The 18,881-nt window shown below is 68.6% G+C and carries 15 protein-coding genes and 1 tRNA gene; 11 read left to right on the top strand and 5 right to left on the bottom strand.

What is annotated here, in order from left to right; all coding sequences use genetic code 11:
• Nucleotides 1–206 precede the first annotated feature (206 nt).
• Nucleotides 207–1,235: an ATPase BagA gene (bagA, locus tag QMK24_RS14190; protein ID WP_283466132.1), complete on the top strand. Its 1,029-nt coding sequence runs from the start codon at nucleotides 207–209 to the stop codon at nucleotides 1,233–1,235.
• A complete protein-coding gene (bagB, locus tag QMK24_RS14185; protein ID WP_283466130.1) occupies nucleotides 1,232–2,548 on the top strand; it encodes an ATPase BagB in 1,317 nt (438 codons plus the stop codon). Before bagA ends, bagB begins: the two co-directional genes overlap by 4 nt.
• Here bagB and QMK24_RS14180 read toward each other — a convergent pair.
• Nucleotides 2,530–2,862 carry a WhiB family transcriptional regulator gene (locus QMK24_RS14180; RefSeq protein ID WP_283466129.1) on the bottom strand — a complete coding sequence of 111 codons (333 nt, stop codon included), beginning with the start codon at nucleotides 2,860–2,862 and terminating at the stop codon, nucleotides 2,530–2,532. The two genes, bagB and QMK24_RS14180, sit on opposite strands and share 19 nt — an antisense overlap.
• 384 nt (nucleotides 2,863–3,246) lie before the next feature.
• Here QMK24_RS14180 and QMK24_RS14175 point away from each other — a divergent pair, with 384 nt between their 5' ends.
• The gene (locus QMK24_RS14175) at nucleotides 3,247–5,514 is read left to right on the top strand and encodes a transglycosylase domain-containing protein (protein WP_283466127.1); all 2,268 of its coding nucleotides are present in this window, start codon (nucleotides 3,247–3,249) and stop codon (nucleotides 5,512–5,514) included.
• A gap of 134 nt (nucleotides 5,515–5,648) precedes the next feature.
• Here the strand turns inward: QMK24_RS14175 and QMK24_RS14170 are convergent, their stop codons facing one another.
• A complete protein-coding gene (locus QMK24_RS14170; protein ID WP_283466125.1) occupies nucleotides 5,649–6,116 on the bottom strand; it encodes a GatB/YqeY domain-containing protein in 468 nt (155 codons plus the stop codon).
• 351 nt (nucleotides 6,117–6,467) lie between these two features.
• Here QMK24_RS14170 and QMK24_RS14165 point away from each other — a divergent pair, with 351 nt between their 5' ends.
• The 6 genes from QMK24_RS14165 (at nucleotide 6,468) to QMK24_RS14140 (ending at nucleotide 11,835) form a co-directional block, all read left to right on the top strand.
• A complete protein-coding gene (locus tag QMK24_RS14165; protein ID WP_283466124.1) occupies nucleotides 6,468–7,394 on the top strand; it encodes an ATP-grasp domain-containing protein in 927 nt (308 codons plus the stop codon).
• A complete protein-coding gene (locus QMK24_RS14160; protein ID WP_283466123.1) occupies nucleotides 7,391–8,284 on the top strand; it encodes an ATP-grasp domain-containing protein in 894 nt (297 codons plus the stop codon). The genes QMK24_RS14165 and QMK24_RS14160 overlap by 4 nt, the downstream gene beginning before the upstream one ends.
• On the top strand, nucleotides 8,251–9,201 hold the full coding sequence (locus tag QMK24_RS14155) for a metallophosphoesterase (protein WP_283466122.1): 951 nt from the start codon (nucleotides 8,251–8,253) through the stop codon (nucleotides 9,199–9,201). The genes QMK24_RS14160 and QMK24_RS14155 overlap by 34 nt, the downstream gene beginning before the upstream one ends.
• A gap of 4 nt (nucleotides 9,202–9,205) precedes the next feature.
• A complete protein-coding gene (locus QMK24_RS14150) occupies nucleotides 9,206–9,898 on the top strand; it encodes a Pr6Pr family membrane protein (protein WP_283466121.1) in 693 nt (230 codons plus the stop codon).
• A 12-nt stretch (nucleotides 9,899–9,910) separates the two neighbouring features.
• Nucleotides 9,911–9,984, top strand: a tRNA-Pro gene (locus QMK24_RS14145).
• A gap of 180 nt (nucleotides 9,985–10,164) precedes the next feature.
• Nucleotides 10,165–11,835: a PE-PGRS family protein gene (locus QMK24_RS14140; RefSeq protein WP_283466120.1), complete on the top strand. Its 1,671-nt coding sequence runs from the start codon at nucleotides 10,165–10,167 to the stop codon at nucleotides 11,833–11,835.
• Here QMK24_RS14140 and QMK24_RS14135 read toward each other — a convergent pair.
• Nucleotides 11,765–12,607, bottom strand: coding sequence for a PE-PGRS family protein (locus QMK24_RS14135; protein WP_283466119.1), 843 nt, complete (start codon nucleotides 12,605–12,607; stop codon nucleotides 11,765–11,767). The two genes, QMK24_RS14140 and QMK24_RS14135, sit on opposite strands and share 71 nt — an antisense overlap.
• 299 nt (nucleotides 12,608–12,906) lie before the next feature.
• Between QMK24_RS14135 and QMK24_RS14130 the strand changes: the two genes are divergently transcribed.
• Both QMK24_RS14130 and QMK24_RS14125 read left to right on the top strand, forming a co-directional pair.
• Entirely contained in the window at nucleotides 12,907–14,697 is a 1,791-nt protein-coding gene (locus QMK24_RS14130) for a hypothetical protein (RefSeq protein ID WP_283466117.1), read from the top strand.
• A gap of 121 nt (nucleotides 14,698–14,818) precedes the next feature.
• Entirely contained in the window at nucleotides 14,819–16,402 is a 1,584-nt protein-coding gene (locus tag QMK24_RS14125; protein WP_283466116.1) for a restriction endonuclease, read from the top strand.
• A gap of 43 nt (nucleotides 16,403–16,445) precedes the next feature.
• Here QMK24_RS14125 and QMK24_RS14120 read toward each other — a convergent pair whose 3' ends face one another.
• Both QMK24_RS14120 and QMK24_RS14115 read right to left on the bottom strand, forming a co-directional pair.
• Complete coding sequence (locus QMK24_RS14120; RefSeq protein WP_283466115.1) at nucleotides 16,446–17,960, bottom strand: LacI family DNA-binding transcriptional regulator; 1,515 nt, start codon at nucleotides 17,958–17,960, stop codon at nucleotides 16,446–16,448.
• A gap of 30 nt (nucleotides 17,961–17,990) precedes the next feature.
• A complete protein-coding gene (locus QMK24_RS14115; RefSeq protein ID WP_283466113.1) occupies nucleotides 17,991–18,341 on the bottom strand; it encodes a helix-turn-helix domain-containing protein in 351 nt (116 codons plus the stop codon).
• Between the last annotated feature and the right edge of the window lie 540 nt (nucleotides 18,342–18,881).

The following is an 18,881-nucleotide window of genomic DNA, read 5'->3' as shown; positions in this document are numbered from 1 at the left end:
CGTGCGAGGCCACAGCCGCCAAAACCCAGCCCGCCCGGCGCTTGAGGCCACCCGACAGCCCGCCCGGTGCCTGAGGGCACAGCAGCCAAACCCAGCCCGCCCGGCGCTTGAGGGCACAACAGCTACAACCCAGCCCGGCCGGCGTTTGAGGCTACACAGGGGTAGCGGGCTGCTTAGGTCGAACGCCCAGTGGTTAGGCTCGAAGTGTGAGCCCTCAACAGTCCACCCCAACCAGGCTCCATATCGTCACCGGCAAGGGCGGCACCGGGAAGACCACCGTCGCCGCCGCTCTGGCCCTCGCCCTCGCCGCCGAGGGCCGCCGCACCCTGCTGGTCGAGGTCGAGGGACGCCAGGGCATCGCCCAGGTCTTCGAGACCGGGGCGCTGCCGTACGAGGAGCGGAAGATCGCCGTGGCGCCCGGCGGCGGCGAGGTGCGCGCGCTCGCCATCGATCCGGAGCTGGCGCTGCTGGACTACCTCGACATGTTCTACAAACTCGGCCGTGCGGGCCGGGCCCTCAAGAAGCTCGGCGCGATCGACTTCGCCACGACCGTCGCGCCCGGCCTGCGGGACGTCCTGCTGACCGGCAAGGCGTGCGAGGCCGTGCGCCGTAAGGACAGCGCCGGCTGGCGGGCCTACGACGCGGTCGTGATGGACGCCCCGCCGACCGGCCGGATCACCCGCTTCCTCAACGTCAACGACGAAGTCGCCGGGCTGGCCAGGATCGGGCCGATATACAACCAGGCGCAGGCCGTGATGCGGGTGCTGAAGTCCACCGAGACCGCCGTGCACCTGGTGACACTGCTGGAGGAGATGCCGGTCCAGGAGACCGTGGACGGCGTCGCGGAGCTGCGGGCTGCCGGACTGCCGGTCGGGGCGGTCGTGGTCAACATGCTGCGTCCGGTCCTGCTGGACGACGCCGACCTCGAGTCGGCCGCCAACGGCCGGCGCGCCGCCGTCGCCAAGGCGCTGTCGCAGGCCGGCCTGGGCGGTGCCCGCAAGGGCGGGCAGGCCGAGCGGCTCGTCGACCCGCTGCTCGCGCAGGCGCATGAGCACGCGCAGCGCGTCCTGCTGGAGCGCCGCGAGCGGGCCGAGATCGGCGGCCTCGGCCTGCCGACGTACGAGCTGGAGCTGCGCAGCGAGGGCGTCGACCTCGGCGGCCTCTACCGGCTGGCGGACAGCCTGCGCAAACAGGGAATGACGGCAGGGAACGACGGGCGGGGAGAGCTGACATGAGCCTGGAGAATCCCGCGCTGGAGAGTCCGGTGCTGGAGAGCCCGGTGCTGGAGATCGATCCGCTCCTCGACGACCCGAGGACGCGCATCATCGTCTGCTGCGGATCCGGCGGCGTCGGCAAGACGACGACCGCCGCCGCGCTCGGCGTGCGCGCCGCGGAACGCGGCCGCAAGGCCGTCGTCCTCACCATCGACCCGGCGCGCCGTCTCGCGCAGTCGATGGGCCTCAACGAGCTCGACAACACGCCGCGCCCGGTCGTCGGGATCGACGAGAGCGCGGGCGGCACGCTGCACGCGATGATGCTCGACATGAAGCGGACCTTCGACGAGGTCGTGCTGCAGCACTCGGACCCCGAGCGGGCCCGCGCGATCCTCGACAACCCCTTCTACCAGTCCCTGTCGGCCGGTTTCGCGGGCACCCAGGAGTACATGGCGATGGAGAAGCTGGGCCAGCTGCGCGCGCTGGACGCCTGGGACCTGATCATCGTCGACACCCCGCCGAGCCGTTCCGCGCTGGACTTCCTGGACGCTCCGCAGCGCCTCGGGTCATTCCTGGACGGAAGGTTCATCAAACTGCTGATGGCGCCCGCGAAGGTCGGCGGGCGGGCCGGGATGAAGTTCCTCAATGTCGGCATGTCGATGATGACCGGCGCGCTGAGCAAGGTGATGGGCGCGCATCTGCTGCGTGACGTCCAGACCTTCATCGCCGCCATGGACACCATGTTCGGCGGCTTCCGCAAGCGCGCGGACGCCACGTACAAGCTGTTGCAGGCCCCGGGCACAGCGTTCCTCGTGGTCGCCGCGCCGGAGCGGGACGCACTGCGCGAGGCCGCGTACTTCGTCGAGCGGCTGGCCGCCGAGGACATGCCGCTGGCCGGCCTGGTGCTGAACCGGGTGCACGGCAGCGGTGCGCCCCAGCTCACCGCGGAACGGGCGCTGGCCGCCGCCCAGGCGCTGGAGGAGCCGCGGGAAAATCTTGTGGACGGCGGCATTGTGGATCGTGACGCCGGGAAGGCTGACTCCCGAAACAACGGGACGGACCCGGCGAGCCCGGCCGCTCAGGAGGCGGCCGACGACCTGACGATCGACATGACGATTCCGCCCGAGCAGAGGCTTGCCGCCGGTCTGCTGAGACTGCACGCCGAGCGCATGCGCGTCGTCGCGCACGAGCGCCGCACCCGGGACCGATTCGTCTCCGTGCACCCTGAGGTGCCCATGGTGGACGTAGCGGCCCTAGCGGGCGACGTGCACGATCTGGACGGCCTGCGCTCGATCGGCGGACAGCTTGCCGGGGATCACCCCGCGGCGGCGTAGTCGTCCTCGTCGTCCAGCGGCAGGATGCCGGTGCTCCGCTCGTACTCCGTACGCGCGGTCTCGAGCAGCCTGCGCCACGAAGTGACAGTTGGACGCCGGCGCAACAGCGCCCTCCGCTCGCGTTCCGTCATCCCGCCCCACACACCGAACTCGACCCGGTTGTCGAGCGCGTCCGCCAGGCATTCGGTCCGCACCGGGCATCCGGTGCACACCGCCTTGGCTCTGTTCTGAGCCGCTCCCTGGACGAAAAGCTCGTCCGGATCAGTCGTCTTGCACGCTGCTTGCGTGCTCCAGTCGGTTACCCAGCTACTCATGCTGGCGCCGTCCTCTCCCGAATCGAGGCTCCCCCACGGCGGCAACCGGCATATTCACCGTTGCCAGTTGAGGACGTTACGGAAGGTAGGCGTGACGCAACAGCCCTTTCAGGCCCAATCTTCGATGGCCCGAATGGACTATGGGTGCGCGGCAGATCACCCAACGGAGTGAGCGGCACCCATATCGGATCTATGGTGCATAACGGTCACTTCGGCTGGCATATCGCCCAAGTCTCCCGGCATATGACGGGAATTCGGGCAGTTCTCATCACCCACACGAGTGACGAAGGGAGACAGGCGCACGCTTTGCGGTCGCGCCCGTCCGATACAGAGTAGGCGAACAGATGGGCGCACGTCCGGGGAACGGCAACGTAGGCTGCCTCCATGCCTCACAAGCGATCGGGCGGGGGTCTCTCGACGGCCCAGCAGGCCGCCAAGTTCCTCGGTGTCAGTGTCCTGTCCGGAGTGGTACTGGCGGGAATCGCCCTGCCGGCCGCCGGTGCCCTCGGCCTGTCGGCGAAAGGCACCGCCTCCGGATTCCAGGACCTGCCGGGTGAGCTCAAGCGCCCGCCGCTCAGCCAGGCATCGAAGATCCTCGACTCCAACGGTGGTCTGATCGCGACGGTCTACTCGCGCGACCGCACCGTCATCCCGATCAAGGACATGAGCCCGAACATACTGAAGGCCATCGTCGCGATCGAGGACGCGCGCTACTTCGAGCACGGTGCGATCGACCTCAAGGGCATCCTGCGCGCGCTCAACAAGAACGCACAGGACGGCGGCGTCTCTGAGGGTGCCTCCACCCTCACCCAGCAGTACGTGAAGAATGTCTTCATCGAGCAGGCCGGCGACGACCCGGACAAGGTCGCGCAGGCGGTCCAGCAGACCGTGGGCCGCAAGATCAAGGAAATGAAGTACGCGATCCAGGTCGAGAAGGAACTCGGCAAGCAGCAGATCCTGGAGAACTACCTCAACATCACGTTCTTCGGCGAGCAGGCCTACGGCGTCGAGGCCGCGTCCAAGCGCTACTTCAGCAAGCGCGCCAAGGACCTGACCCTCCCCGAGGCCGCCCTGCTGGCCGGCATCGTCCAGTCGCCGAGCCGCTTCGACCCGGTCAACGACGAGCAGGAAGCCATCAAGCGCCGCAGCCTCGTGCTGCAGCGGATGGCCGACCTCAAGGACATCACCCAGGTCCAGGCCGACGCGGCGAAGAAGCTGCCGCTGGGCCTGAAGGTCAGCAGGCCCAAGAGCGGCTGCATCACCGCCGTCAACGGCGCGGGCTTCTTCTGCGACTACGTGCGGCAAACGTTCCTGCAGAACGCGGCCTTCGGGAAGACCAAGGAGGACCGCACCAAGCGGTGGTCCCTGGGCGGTCTGACGATCAAGACCACGCTGGACCCGCAGGCGCAGGCGTCGGTCCAGGGCTCGATCAGCAAGCACGTCTACAAGAGCGACAAGGTCGCCACCGCCGTCACGCTGGTCGAGCCCGGCACCGGCAAGATCCGCGGCATGGGCCAGTCCCGCCCGTACGGCTTCGGGACCAACGAGACGCAGATCAACCTCTCGGTCGAGAAGCGGATGGGCGGCTCGAACTACGGATTCCAGGTCGGCTCGACGTTCAAGGCGTTCACCGCGGCCGCCGCACTGGAGCAGGGCACTCCCTCGAACCAGGTCTATCCCTCGCCGTACCAGATGGACTACCCGAGCCCGGTCAGCACCTGCGACGGGACCTGGACCAACCGCGGCGAAAAGCCGCTGACCAACGAGAACCAGACCGAGCACGGCCCGTACAGCCTCAAGGAAGCCGCCGCGAAGTCGATCAACACCTACTTCGTAGCGATGATCAGCGACATCGGCGTCTGCCCGGTGACCACGATCGCCAAGAGCATGGGCGTCGAGATGGGCAATGGCGCGGCGCTGCCGCAGGTCCCCTCCGTCACGCTCGGCACCGCCACGATCGCCCCGCTGACCATGGCCAACGCCTACGCGACCTTCGCCAACCGCGGCACGTACTGCACTCCGGTCGCCATCGAGTCCGCCATCGACCCGAACGGCAAGGCGATCGCCGTCCCCCAGACCCAGTGCACCCGGGTCATGTCCGAGACGACCGCGGACACCATCAACACCCTGCTGCTCGGCGTGGTCGAGGACGGTACCGGCAGCAAGGCCGGGCTGGACGACCGGCAGAGCGCCGGCAAGACCGGCACCACCGACAACCGCTACGCCGCCTGGTTCGTCGGCTACACCCCGAACCTCGCGGGCGCCGTCTGGGTGGGCGCGCCAGGCGGCAAGAACGTGTCCATGGTCGACATCAACATCGGCGGGGAGTACTACCCGAAGGTCTTCGGTGGCGCCGTTCCCGGTCCGATCTGGAAGGACGCCGTCGGCGGCGCCCTGGCGAACAAGCCGCCGCTCAGCTTCACCACCGTGCCGATCGACGAACCGGTCAAGCCCCCGGACCCCGCCGGGACCCCCAACCCGGGCAACAGCGGTAAGCCGGGCAACGGCCACACCGCCGGCGCGACGACCGGCGGGCACGGCGCCAACGGCGGGGCGAACGGCGGGCCCAACCCCTGGCCCACGTTCACCCTCCCGCCGAATCTGATCGGCGGCGGGAACGGCCGGTCGGGCGGGACGACGGGCGGCGGCTGACAGCGCAGACAGGCCGCCTGAAACGGACATACGTGAGGGCGCCCCGCTCGGATCCTTCCGAGCGGGGCGCCCTCACGTATGTCCTCTGCGGTGTGGCTGCTGCGGCGTGTCCGCTACGGCGTGGCTGCCGCCGTTCAGCCCGCGAGCTGCTTCTTCACCTCGGCGGCGACGCGGCCGCCCTCGGCGAGCCCGGCGACCTTCGGGTTCACGATCTTCATGATCGCGCCCATCGCGCGCGGGCCCTCGGCGCCGGCCGCCTTGGCCTCCGCCACGGCGGCCGTGACGATCCCGACCAGCTCCTCATCCGACAGCTGCTTCGGCAGGTACGCGTCGAGCACCTCGCCCTCGGCCAGCTCGCGCTCCGCCGAAGCGGGACGGTTGCCCAGCGCGAAGGCTTCGGCCGCCTCGCGCCGCTTCTTCGCCTCGCCGGCGATCACCCTGAGCACCTCGTCATCGGAGAGCTCCCGGGCGGTCGTGCCCGCGACCTCCTTCTTGGTGACGGCGGTCAGGGTAAGGCGGAGCGTGGCGGAGCGAAGCTCATCGCGGCTCTTCATGGCCGCGATGAGGTCGTCGTGCAGTCGCTGCTTGAGCGTGGGGGTCATACGGTCGAGTCTCGCACCCGCACGGCGGTGCTGCCGCCCATTAACGGTTCGGCGCCAGGTTCGCGGTGCGTTCGGCGCTGCGTTCGGCGCGGGCTCCCCGCCACGTACGTGCCAGGCTCCGCGCCGCTTTCGGCGATCCGCCGCGCGAACCGGCGCGCGAACCGTTCCCCGTTCCGCTACGCGATCCGAACCATTCCGGGAACGGTGCCACGTACCGTCCCTGCCCCGGATTGGTCCCGGAGCTGTCCCGGACCGTCCCTCACGCCGGTCCTCCAAGCCCCGCATGGCATTCTGATCCGTCACAGCTCTGCCGGACGGGTCGGCGGACGTCCGGGGGGCAAGGGAAACCAGATGAGGCTCTGTTTCCTCGTCGAGGAGCACTACCGTCATGACGGCATGCCGCTCGACGTAGTCGGCCAACTGGCCGCCTGGGGGCACCAGGTGGACGTCATCCGTCCCGGCGGTTCCCTCATCCAGCTCTCCGAGCTCTCCGAGACGGTGCAGGCGGGGGCGCACGACGCCTGGGTGCTCAAGACGGTCTCCGGCGGCCCCGGCCTGACCCTGCTCGAAGGCGCGGCGGCCCTCGGCCTGACCACGGTCAATGACGCGCGGGCGATCAGGACGGTGCGCGACAAGGCGCTCACGGCACTCATCGCGCAGCAGCACGGCCTGCCGGTACCGGTGACGTACGCGGCGGCCCGCCCCGAACTGTTCGCCGAGATACCCGCGGACCGGTTCCCGCTCGTCGTGAAGCCCGCGGCGGGCAGCTCGGGGCGGGACGTACGGCTGGTCCGCACGCCCCACCAGCTCACCGGTCCCGGCCCCGAGGACGGGGGGCTGCTCATCGCCCAGCCGTACGTACCGAACTCCGGGACGGATCTGAAGGTGTACTGCATCGGCGGCGAGGCGTACGCGACCGAACGGGCCTCGCCGCTGCGCCCGGAGCTCGCCGTGGACGAGCGGCTCGTGCCGCTGCCGCGGGAGGTGGCGCATCTCGCCGCCGAGATCGGTGCCGTCTTCGGCCTGGACCTGTACGGGCTCGACGTGCTGCTGGGGCCCGACGGCCCGGTCGTCGTCGACATCAACGACTTCCCGAGCTTCCGCAAGGTCCCCGACGCCGTCGCACGGGTGGCGCGGGCCGTCCTCGACCTGGTCCGTACCGGCAGCGGCAGCACCGGCATCGGTAGCACTCGCATCGGTAGCGGTCGCGGTAGCAGCAGCAGCGTTGGAAGTCCGGCTTCGGCGGGGGCCTTCGTACCCGTGCAGGCCGGCGCATGAGGGCCGGTACGAGGCGGGTCTGCTTTCTGACGGACAAGCCGGACCATCCGCTACTGGCCGCCACCGCACGCCTGCTGACGGATCATCATCAGACGTCCCTGGTGGAATTCAAGGACCCGGCCTTCGCCGCCGAGCCGGCACCCGACGCGCTCGCCGATGTCTACCTCCTCAAGTCCCACACGCCGCGCGCGATCCGGCTCGCCCGCGCCCTCGAGCGGCGCGGCGCGCGCGTCCTCAACTCGGCCGCGTCGACCGAACTGTGCCAGGACCGGGTACGGATGGCGGAGACGGCACTGGCCGCGGGCCTCCCGTTCCCGGTCACCCGGACCGATGCACGCCTGTCACGTATCCCCGCGCCTCCCCCGTCCGGGTACCCGTTCATCGTCAAGAGCCGCGACAACCGGCGCGGCGACCTCGTCACCCGGATCGACGACCCCGCCGGGCTGCGGGCCCTCGCCCGCCAGTGGCCGGACGAGCAGGTCGTCGTCCAGGACTTCACGCCGGGCGACGGCTGGGACCACAAACTCTGGGTGATCGCGGGCCAGGTCTTCACGGGCCTGCGCCCGTCGCCCCTGGGAAACCGGGGAACCCCGGGAACCCTGGGATCTCCCGGCACCTTCGGCACCTCAGGAAATCCCGGAACCCCCATCGGTGCGCCCGCACCACCCCGCGGAGCCCATGACCTCGCACTGCAGGCGGGCAAGGTCTTCGCCCTCGACATCTACGGCGTGGACGTCATCGCCGACCGAACCGGGACGCCCCTCATCGTCGATATCAACGCCTTTCCCGGCTTCCGCGGCGGCAGCGGAGCGCCGCGGGCTCTGGCGGCCCTCATCTCATCTGCGACGATGGACACATGCGAGCGCGATACGGACTTCCCCTCGGCGTAACGGCAGTCGGTGCGGCCTGCGTGGCCTATGCCGCCGGAATCGAAACGCGGTCCTTCCGGCTGCGCCGCGTCGAGGTCCCGGTACTGCCGGCCGGAATGCGGCCGATCCGGATCCTCCAGGTCTCCGACATCCACATGGTCTGCGGCCAGAACAAGAAGCGCCGCTGGCTGCAGTCCCTGGCGGGCCTGCGCCCGGACCTCGTCGTCAACACCGGCGACAACCTCTCCGACCCGGAAGGCGTACCGGAGGTGCTCGACGCCCTCGGCCCGCTGATGCGGTTCCCCGGCGCGTACGTCTTCGGTTCGAACGACTACTACGGCCCCAGGTTCCGCAATCCAGGCCGCTACCTCCTGGAGAAGTCCCGCAGCCAGCACGGCCTCAACGGCAAGTCCGAGCCCGTCAACAATGTGATCCGCAACCCCTGGGGCGATCTGCGCGACGCCTTCGACGCCGCCGGCTGGGCCGGCCTCAGCAACAGCCGCGGCCGCCTCAAGCTCGACGACGGCATCGAGATCGCCCTCACCGGCCTGGACGACCCGCACATCAAGCGCGACCGTTACGAGGCCGTCGCCGGCGGCCCCGACCCCGACGCGGACCTCAACCTCGCCATCGTCCACGCTCCGTACCTGCGGGTCCTCGACTCCTTCGCCGCCGACCGCTACCCGCTGATCCTCGCCGGCCACACCCACGGCGGCCAGCTCTGCATCCCCTTCTACGGCGCCCTCGTCACCAACTGCGACCTGGACACCGACCGCGTCAAGGGCCTGTCCAGCCATACCTCCGGCGGCCACCGCTCCTACCTCCATGTCTCCGCCGGCTGCGGCGCCAACCGGTACACGCCGATCCGCTTCGCCTGCCCCCCCGAGGCGACACTGCTGACGCTGAGCGCACGGAAAGCCGGCCGCCCCGTACGGTGAGGTGATGTTCGAAGCAGCGATCCGCCGTCCGTACGTCGCCGCCTACCGCGCGCTGATCGCCGCGGCCGCCGTCACCGGCATCACCATCGAGTGCGCGCACACCGATCCGCTGCGCGTCTTCACCTACTTCACGATCCTGACGAACGCCGCCATCGCGATCACCTTCGCCTGGTCCGCCCACCGCAACTGGACCGGCCGCCACCCGCTGTCCCCTCGCATCACGGGCGCGGTCCTGCTCTGCATCGTGATCACCGGCCTCGTCTACCACCTGGTCCTGGCCAACGAGTCCAGCGGCTTCTCCGAGGCGGAGCACCTCGCCCAGCGCACCGGCGACCTGGTGCTGTCCAACCAGCTGCTCCACACCGTGACCCCGGTCACAGTCACCCTCGACTGGCTCCTCCTCACCACCCCCGCCCTCTTCCACTGGCGCTACACCTACCAGTGGCTCGCCCTCCCCCTCGCGTACGCCGCCTTCGCCCTCGTGCGCGGCGCCCTCATCGACCCCCCGGGCCGCTACCCCTACCCCTTCCTCGACGTCGACCTCCACGGCTACCCCGGTGTCCTGCGCAACGCCCTCGTCCTCGCCCTCGTCTTCTCCGCCCTCTCCCTCCTCCTCATCACCCTCGACCGCGCCCGCCCCCGCCTCCCCACCCAGGAAAACCGGATTTCGTCTCCGGCGCCCCGTCCGCTAAAGTGAATCTCGTTGCACCGGGGTGTGGCGCAGCGTGGTAGCGCGCTTCGTTCGGGACGAAGAGGCCGTGGGTTCAAATCCCGCCACCCCGACGGTATAGCAGCAGGTCAGGGCCTAGATTCTCACTGAGAATCTAGGCCCTGTCTCGTTTCCGGGGGATCTTGGGAGCCGTTTGGGAGCCGTTTTCGGAATCCGGCTCCCAGGGGGCGACCGACGGGCAGAGCTCACCGCACAGCTTGTGTCGGCATGAGCTCTGACGGTACGACCATCACATGCACCGTTGGTCACCGCTCAACGATCGCCAACTCGTCCTCCTCACCCGAATCGGGGAGAGTGTCGACCCCGTCACATCAGACACCCCTGAACTTGCCGTCACCGCCAAGGCCCTCAAGGAGCGCGGGCATATCGTCATGCCCAAGGAGGGCGGGAAGTGGCGGGCGGAGATCACCGATGCCGGGCGCTTCTACCTCCAGCACGGGCATCACCCGGACCGGCCTGAGCCGGCACCACGGAAGTCCCGGCCGGCGAACCCCGAGCCTGGGCAGCCGGAATCGGATCGCCCCGAGCCGACGGCCGCCGCTCAGCGGAAGCCCTCTGCGCGGAGCGTCGCCAAAACGCCACGGCCTTCTCCGGTAGCCGTTGGGCCGGCTCTGATCGCGGAGGTGCAGCAGGCCGGGCGCTTCCTGCGTATCCCTGATCCGGACGAGGCGGTGCGGGCCCGATACCGCAGGGCTTTCGACGCGGCACGTCAGTGTGCGCCTGCCGGATACCACCTGAAGTACAGCGGACGGGCCAAGGGGGATTTCTTCCTGGGGCTGCTCCGGGTGACCGGCGAGGACGACACGGAGTGGAACCGGATCCGGCTGGCCCGCAGCCGGGTGATCACCGACGTGGACGACGTCATCGCCGCCGTGACCACGGACCACAGCGCTTTCGAGGTCTCCGACGAGGTGCTTCCCCGAGTGCTGTCCCTGCTTCGCCTCCTCGCCGAGCAGGTACTTCCTCTCCACGGGGAAATGGCGGTCTCCAAGAAGCGCAAGCAGCCGAGGCCACTGCTCACGGTCCACGGCAGGACATACGAGATCGGCTTCAAGGAGCGGCAGAAGCAGGTCCGGTACGTGCCCAAGAAGGGGGACCGCCGCACATATGACTGGCAGAGGGTCACCCCGGCGCATCGGTTCGAGCCCTCCGGCGAGCTGGAACTGCAGCTCGCTCAACAGCAGGGTTACAACTACGGCTGGAAGAAGGAGTGGGGCGACACCGCCAAGAAGCCGCTTGAGGACCAGGTCGGTTCGGTACTTCGGGCGCTGAAGGTCCGTGCCGAGGAACAGGAGCGGGCTCGCCTTGAGCGTGAAGCGGAACAGGAGCGGGCCCGGCTCGGGCGTGAAACGGAACAGCGCCGGCAGCAGGAGGAGCGGGAGCGGCAGGCAGCTGAGCGTCGTCAGTTGGAGGCCGAGCAGCGGGAGCGCGCTCAGCAGGAGTGGGAGGCCGCAGTCGGCGTGGCTTCAATCAAGGCAGTGGATGCCAATCGGGCCGAACACTTCGGGACAGCCCTGGAGGACTGGCGAGCCGCCGGGGAGATCCGGGTCTTCTGTACCGCCCTGGACGCCGCCGCCGCGCAGACCGGCGACCACGTCGAGGCCGAGAGGCTGCGGGAGTGGTCGGCTTGGGGCAAAGCGGAGGCCGACCGGCTCGACCCCACCCTGAGCAGGAGGGGCCTCGGCGCCCGCAACTTCCACGCGAAGCCGACCGGAGACGAGATGCGGCCGTTCCTCGACGGCTGGCACCCGCAACGCCCGGAGAAGGTGAAGCCCTCGGCGAAGCCCGCACCACCCAAGCCGGAGCCCGAGCCCGAGCGATCGCGTGACGGCTTCAACGACGCACGTCAGGACCAAGGCTGGAGATATGGACGCCAAGGTCGCGCTCAATGGTGGAGGCGATGACACCATGCCCCCGGTCACGGAGCGCCTTCACCGCCCGCTCGCCCACTTCTCCGAGTCGCAGCACCTCGGCGCGCAGGGCGACTAGCTCGTCGTAGCGCTCCGCCTTCTCCTCCCCGCACCATTCCCGCACCGTGCGCAGGGAGGCCGCCTCCGCATCGAGCTTGCGGTCGTCCCGGCGCCGGTGTCCATACCAGGAGGACTGGGCGCGCTCCTCATCCAGAGCCTGCTGCAGCCGGTCCACCTCCGGCAGGATCTTCTCGGCCAGGCGCTGGGCGACCTGCCGGGCGATCCGCTCGGTGACCGGCCAGCCAGCGGTGCAGAGGCCGTTGCGGTCTTTGTAGACCATGGGGTCGTCCCGTAGCTCGCTGGAGTCCATGCCTACGAGCGGCGCGGTCTCGTCGAGGCGGCCAAGCTCCAGCACACCCGCGTCAGCCACCGCTTTGCGCAAACGCACCCGGCCCTTGGGCCGGACGAACCCCAAGATCAACCGGGCCGCCTCGAACTCGGCGCTGCCCCGAACCCATCTCGACACCTCGACCAGGGCCAGCTCGGCCGCGTCATCCACCCGGAACGACTCGACGTCCGTCCAGAGCACAGCCAGAGAATCGAGGCTCACCCACTCCTGCAGTCCGGCCTCGTCACCGTCCAGGAACCGCACGTGAACCCGCCCGGCTCTGCCCGAGGCACCTACCCGGACGATCTCCACCCGGCGCAGAGCGCCGCCCAGCTCTTTCGGCCTGGCCCGATAGGCCCAGCACTCCCCACTTTCCATGCCTCCATTGAGCCAGGTCGAGGCCGCCGCCGGCTGGTCTTCAACAGGATCTCGCCATTCCGCTACTCGTACGTCTCATTCCAGTTACCGACCACGACCGTCACTACGGTCCGGCACGATGGCGGGCATACGGTCCGATATCTGTGGGGGTTGCTATGAGTACGACGGAGCCGCGTTCCGGGCTTCCTGTCCAGTTGCTGCGCGCCGTCGTCGCGGAGGCGGGGCCCGAGTCGCCCCCAACGCGTGCGGCCGTGGAGCACGTACGTGCCATGCCGGAGGGTGTCGAACACGATGACCTCGTGTTGGCGCTGCTGGGGGGAGCGCTCAGGGAAGGCGCCCCGGACTGGCTGCTCCAGACTGCGATCGACCAAGATCTCAAACGAACGGCTGAGCCCCACTGGGGCGCGCCCATGGAACTGGCCTCCGCAGCCCTGTCCAACCCTTCGTGCACCGACACGCAGCGCACGAAGACCCTCCGTCGCTGCTCGGTGCCGCAGCTCGGCAGTCTTGGTCGGGCTGGATGCGGGAAGCCGCTTGCCGACGGGATCGCGGCCGAACTGCGACAGCGCGGGCCGCACAGTCAGCCCATGACTCCGGAGCTGCTGCAGGAACCGGCCGCCGCGCAAATGATCTTGCGGAAGCCGGATGTGCACGACGTGATTTTCGCCATGGCTCTCGATCTTCTTCCGACGTTCCCCCGCCCAACGCACCTAGGAGAGGGTGAGGACTCCACTGCCTGGTGGAACGCGTTCAAGGCCGCAAAGAACGCCTGGGAGCGGATGTGGGAGCAGGTGGTGTCCACCCACACCGCGCGCCACCGGCAACTGGTCGCCTGGTCCGAGGAATCCGATGCCAACCACATCATCCGCCGCCACCTGCTCGGCACCATCCCTTGGGACGTCGAGCCAAGCCTCCTGGAGGAGATCGCGAAAGACGATCTCGCACGCTTCCGGGACAGCTCGCTCCTCACACGAATGTGTCGCATGTTCAGGGACAGTGCCTCTGAGCAGCGGGTACGTTCCCATTTCGCCGACGACCTCGGCGCGCTGGCGCCGGACCGGCTCCAGCACTTCGAGGACTATCTCTCCGACGTGGCGAACCTGCGAAAGTACGGCGAGCACGCCACCACCTCGTGGATGGAGAACGCAGCGGAAGGAAGCTGGCGATACATCCTCAACCCCACCGACGCAAAGCACCGTTACGGCGATCCCCACACCTGGAGCTCGCCCGACGAACTCCTGCGCGACCTGGGCCGGCGATTTGCAGAGGCAGGCGTCGAAGCCCTCAAGCTCTGGGAACCGCAGAACGACACCGCCTACCGAACACAGCCCGATCTCCGTTGGGTTCACGCCACTCTGGTGCACCTGGCCATCGTGTCGGATGAGGTGGAGGACCAGGTGCGTACCGTACTGAAGGACTTCCGCCCGGACCCGTACACCCGGGCCCATGACTACACAGCCCAAAACAAGGAGCGGCTGCTGTCCGAGACCCGTGCCTCGATCGTGCGCATCATCGGCGATCCTTCGGCTGCGGCCCGCAAGTCTGCGCTCGGCGATCCGAACCGCGTCACCGTTCGGGACCTCGCCGGCGCAACCGGGGAGGTGCTGGAGGATTACCTGACGCGGCACGCCGGGAACGACGATCTGGTCGAGAAGGCGCTTATCGCCTTCGCGTCAGGTTCCTACCGGCCGAACCTCACGTTCGCTGACGTGCTGGCCCGCCACTCGGCGCCCCAAGCCGCTCTGATGGACATCACCACAGGTCTCCGTCGCCGCCTGGGCGGTTCCCCGGGCTACCGCGAGGCGTGGGCACGGGAGGTACTCGCCTTGCCCGACACCAATCCGGAATTGATCCGTGCGCTTCCCGCCTGGACCGCCCTCACAGTCGGCGGCAGTTCCCGCTACGGCACTACGCACCAGGCCGTCACCACCGTCGTCATGAACGCGCTCGGTGACAGTGACAAGGCGTGGACACGCTTCGCATCGAGTCCCGCCTCCTACTCAGGCCCCACAGCCTGGCTCCGGCTGGGGGACGTCCTCGACGCCTCCATCCACGGGACCCCGTGGCCGACCCCACCGAGCACCAGGTGAACTGCCGCAGGCCGATCGACGCAGAGCGGTCCTGACCGACACCAGCTGACGCCGTTGACCGTATGCGGGATACTTCGGGGAGTTTCGACCGCACGATCATGTACTGACCTGGGGGGTCACAATGGCGAGCAGAAACGGGGCGGGTGGAAACGATCCGTACGCCCGGGAACTCGCGCGACAGGCCAAGGAGCGGGAGCGAGAGCGGAAGGCCGCCGAAGCCAATGCCAAGCGGAAGGTTCGCGAAGACAAGCTGGCGTACGAAGCTACCCAAGTCCAGAAGGCCGTCGACCGGACCAGTGTGACCGAACACGACGCCGAGCAACTCTCGACGTTGCTGCGCTCAGCCGTACTGGACAGTCGGCCGCCAGCCTTCGAGCGGTTCCGGCAGGTGTTCGTTCCCTCCGTCTTCGCGCCCAAGGCGACGCTTTCGCGAGAGATGCCGGTCCCGCGGTTGGAGGAGTACGAGCCGGAGCCTCCACGTGGGCTTCTGGGCGCCCTCGGATTCAAGCGTCGGGCCTACGAGGCGGATGTAGAGGCGGCGCGCGAGCGGTTCGACAGAGCCCTGCGGGACCACGCTCGCGATGAGCAGAAGCGCGCCGAGAAACTGAAGAAGGCACGTGATCGGCACGAGGAGCGCAACCAGGAAGAGGCCGCCCGGGTCGCGGAATGGAACGCTCGTATCGACGAGCGCCACAACGCCTACCGGGACAGGGACGTCGAGGCTGTTGAGTGGTACGTCGACAAGGTCCTGGCCGCGTCCGCGTACCCCCACGGCTTCCCGAAGACTCACCAGGTCTCGTACCAGGCAGACACAGGGGACTTGCTCGTCGAGATCGACCTGCCTCTGGAAGGTGTGGTCCCTGCGGCCCGTGCATTTCGGTATGTGAAGTTGCGTGACGAGATCACACCCATCGCGCGCCCTGAGAAGGAGCGCAAGGAGCTGTACGCGTCCGTCCTCGCGCAGACCGCCCTGCGAACCGTGCACGAGCTCTTCGCCGCGGACACCGAAGGCGTAGTGCAGTCCATCGCGTTGAACGGGCATGTGGCGACTATCGACCGTGCTACGGGACGTGATGTACACCCGTGCCTGATCACCCTCCAGGCAGACCGGGAAGAGTTCGGGCAATTGGTCCTGACGCAGGTGGACCCGCGAGCTTGCCTGAAACGGCTGCGGTCCCTGATCTCGCCGAACCCGTACGAGCTGGAACCGGTGCGCCCGCTGGTCACGTTCGACCTGACCAAGTTCCGGCTGATGGACAGCATGGACGTTGTAGCGGGCTTGGACAGCCGGCCGGTGCTGATGGACCTGACCCCGACAGAATTCGAGCATCTGGTGAGGCAGTTGTTCGAGGCCATTGGCCTCGACAGCGTGAATACCCAGCCGTCACAGGACGAGGGCGTTGACGCGATCGCCATGAATACCGACCCCGTCATGAAGGGGTTGTGCATCATCCAGGCCAAGCGCACCAAGAACGTGGTGCCGTTCGAGACAGTGTCCGCGCTCGCCGGCGTCGTGGAACACAAACGGGCCGCCAAGGGCATTCTGGTGACGACCTCCTGGTTCGGGCGGCGCAGCGAAGCCTTCGCCAACGAGCACGGACGGCTCGAACTTCTCGACGGCGGCAACCTGGTACACCTGTTCAAAGAGCACCTGAACCTCGATGTCATCCCTGGCCCGGTACCGCCGAGAAACCGTCCTCGGTAGGCGTCGTGCCCCGCTGCAGGGCACGACGCCCACCTGCTTGGGGTTACAGCTCGCTGCGGCGTGCCCGCAGGAGCGCGTCGAGCACCCGCACCGGTGAGCGGGGGCTCATCTCCAGCCGGGTATCGAGTGCCTCCTCCCACTGCTCGGTGAGGCCGAGCAGCAACCGCTTGCGCATGCCCGCTGTGACGTGGGCGTAGCGGGCGGAGACCGAGCCGTCGATGTGGCCCATGCGCTCGTCCATGAGCACCTTCTCCGTGCCGATGTCCTCCATGTGGGTCCGGTGGGAGTGGCGGAGACCGTGCGGGGTGAGCCCCTTGGCGATCGGGACCCAGCACGCGTCGGCCCGTGCCGAGGCATTGCGCCCCCGGACCGGGATGCCGGGCCATGGCTCGCCAACCAACGGCACTGGTCGTGCCTCCTGGGGCGCCTTCTTCGGGTAGCAGCCCGAGACGGCCGGGGTGAAGAGCCAGGTAGCGAAGCCGTTCCGGCGCCAGTGCGCGGTGTGCCCGACTACCGCGCCCCCACGTATGAACCCGAGATCCGCGATAGCCGCCTCCACCTTGGTGCGGGTGGCTTGGGTCACCCGGTCCGGGTGGTTGAGAACGTTGGACACCGTCCCCGTGGAGACATCGGCGCGCCGGGCGACGTCCACGAGCTTCGCACCGTGGTGTCCACCGGTGCGCGCTGCACCGTGGCCACAGAAGACGTACGTCCTGCTGTGGCAGGCGCAGGGGGTCGGCTTGGCGCGGGCGATGTGGTTGGCGACCAGCGCTGACAACCAGGGCGGGGCGTCGATGGTGCGGTAGCTGTCGTCCTTGGGCGGGCAGCGCACCATCTCGCCCGTGTCCAGCTCGTACAGCTGCCATTCCACGCGGACCGCGCCGGGGCGGGCGAACTCGGTCTCCAGCCCCACGATCTCGCCCCAGCGCATCCCGGTGTACGCCTTGAGGATCACGGCAACGAACTCGTCGTCGCGGCCGGACAGCAGGGCGGCCCGTTCGGCGATGAGCAGGATGCCGAGCGGATCGGTGACGACCTTCTCGGGGCCCCGGCCACGGGAGCGGCCCGCGCGCTTGCCCCGCCCGCGTCGCCTGGTCGCCGGGTTGGACGTGATCAGCCCTTCGTCGATCGCGTCCTCGAAGATCAGGTGGAACGTGGAGCGCCAGGTCTTGACGCTGGAGGCCGCGTACAGGGCCCTTTCCTTCTTCTCCCACCGGTCGACGTCCGAACGCAGGATGCCGGCGAGCGCGTGGTCCTCGAAGTCGGGGAGGAGGTGCTCTTCGATGTGGCGCTTGTAGTTCTGCATGGTCGAGGCCGCCAGATCCTGGGCCCCGTACCAGCGGCTCGCGTAGTCGCCGAACGTCTCCTGCCCCAGTGCGGGGTCGCGCCAGTCGCCGCGCCGGTACTTGTTCTCGGCCTCGCCCGCCGAGCGTTGGGCCTCACCCTTGGTGGCGAACTTGATCGCCTTGCCATGCTCGTCGACGACGGTGAGGTGCTTGCCGGGAGCGGTCTTGTATCGGGCACGCCAGTAGCTTCCGCGCTTCTCCGCGAAACCCAAGTGCGTTTCCTTCCTCTTCGGTTCGGGGTCCTATGCGGCGGTGTCGAATTCGGATCGGTTGGACCGGCGCGGCGGCCTGGCGCGCAGGCGAGGCGATGGTGCAGCCGGTTCGGGTGCGCCGGACCGTCGAGCGGCTGCCGCAGGTGGGGCACCAACTGCCGGCGGCCGTGCAGCGGTGGTCGGTCGCTCCTCATGGAGGCGGATGATCTCGGCGAGATGGCCGGCGGTGAAGCGGTAGGCACGGCCCACGCGAGCAAAGGGGATCTGGTGACGGCGGGCCCGGTCCTTGACCCACCAGGCAGAGCAGCCGAGCACGGCGGCCACCTCCTCGGGGCGGTAGAGGCGGGACAGCGCAATCTCGGTGGCTGGCTGTTCAGCCACGCTGGATCGCCTCCTTCGCGGTACGGAGGCGATAGGGCAACAGGGCAGGGGGCATGGCCTCTCGGCGCAAGGAAGTTCCTTCTCTGGCGCGCCGGTGCGACTTATGACGCGCCGGTTGATCACTTGGGTATGGGGCGGTGTGAAGTACGTTGCGCCTGCCGGGTGTTGACCCACCCGGGGAGCGCTATGAGGGCTCGTTCCGCCAACTCGTCTCGGCGAGCAGAGCGAGCGGTGAGACGTCGAGGGCGGCTGCGATGGCGACGAGGTCGTCGACGTCACAGCGGCATGTGTGCGTTCGATGCGGGACAACATCGTGATGGTCATGGGGCGGCCGAGCGTGGTCACCCGTTCGACCAGCTGGCGCTGGGCGAATCCGCGCGCTGTGCAGGCACGGGTAATAGCGCGGGTGGTCAGCACGCCGGCCGGACCAATTCCCAGAGGGCATTCAGGCATAGGTCAGTTGTAGCTCTGCATTGCCGGTTTGGGTAACCGGCGATGTGCTGCTATGTTGCGCTTCATTTTTGTCAGGTCTGGTCCCCT

Origin of the sequence: Streptomyces sp. PH10-H1, from assembly GCF_030063355.1 — a bacterium.
Classification (GTDB): domain Bacteria; phylum Actinomycetota; class Actinomycetes; order Streptomycetales; family Streptomycetaceae; genus Actinacidiphila.
The sequence above is the reverse complement of the archived record's forward strand: the minus strand, read 5'-3'. Positions and strand labels throughout refer to the sequence as shown.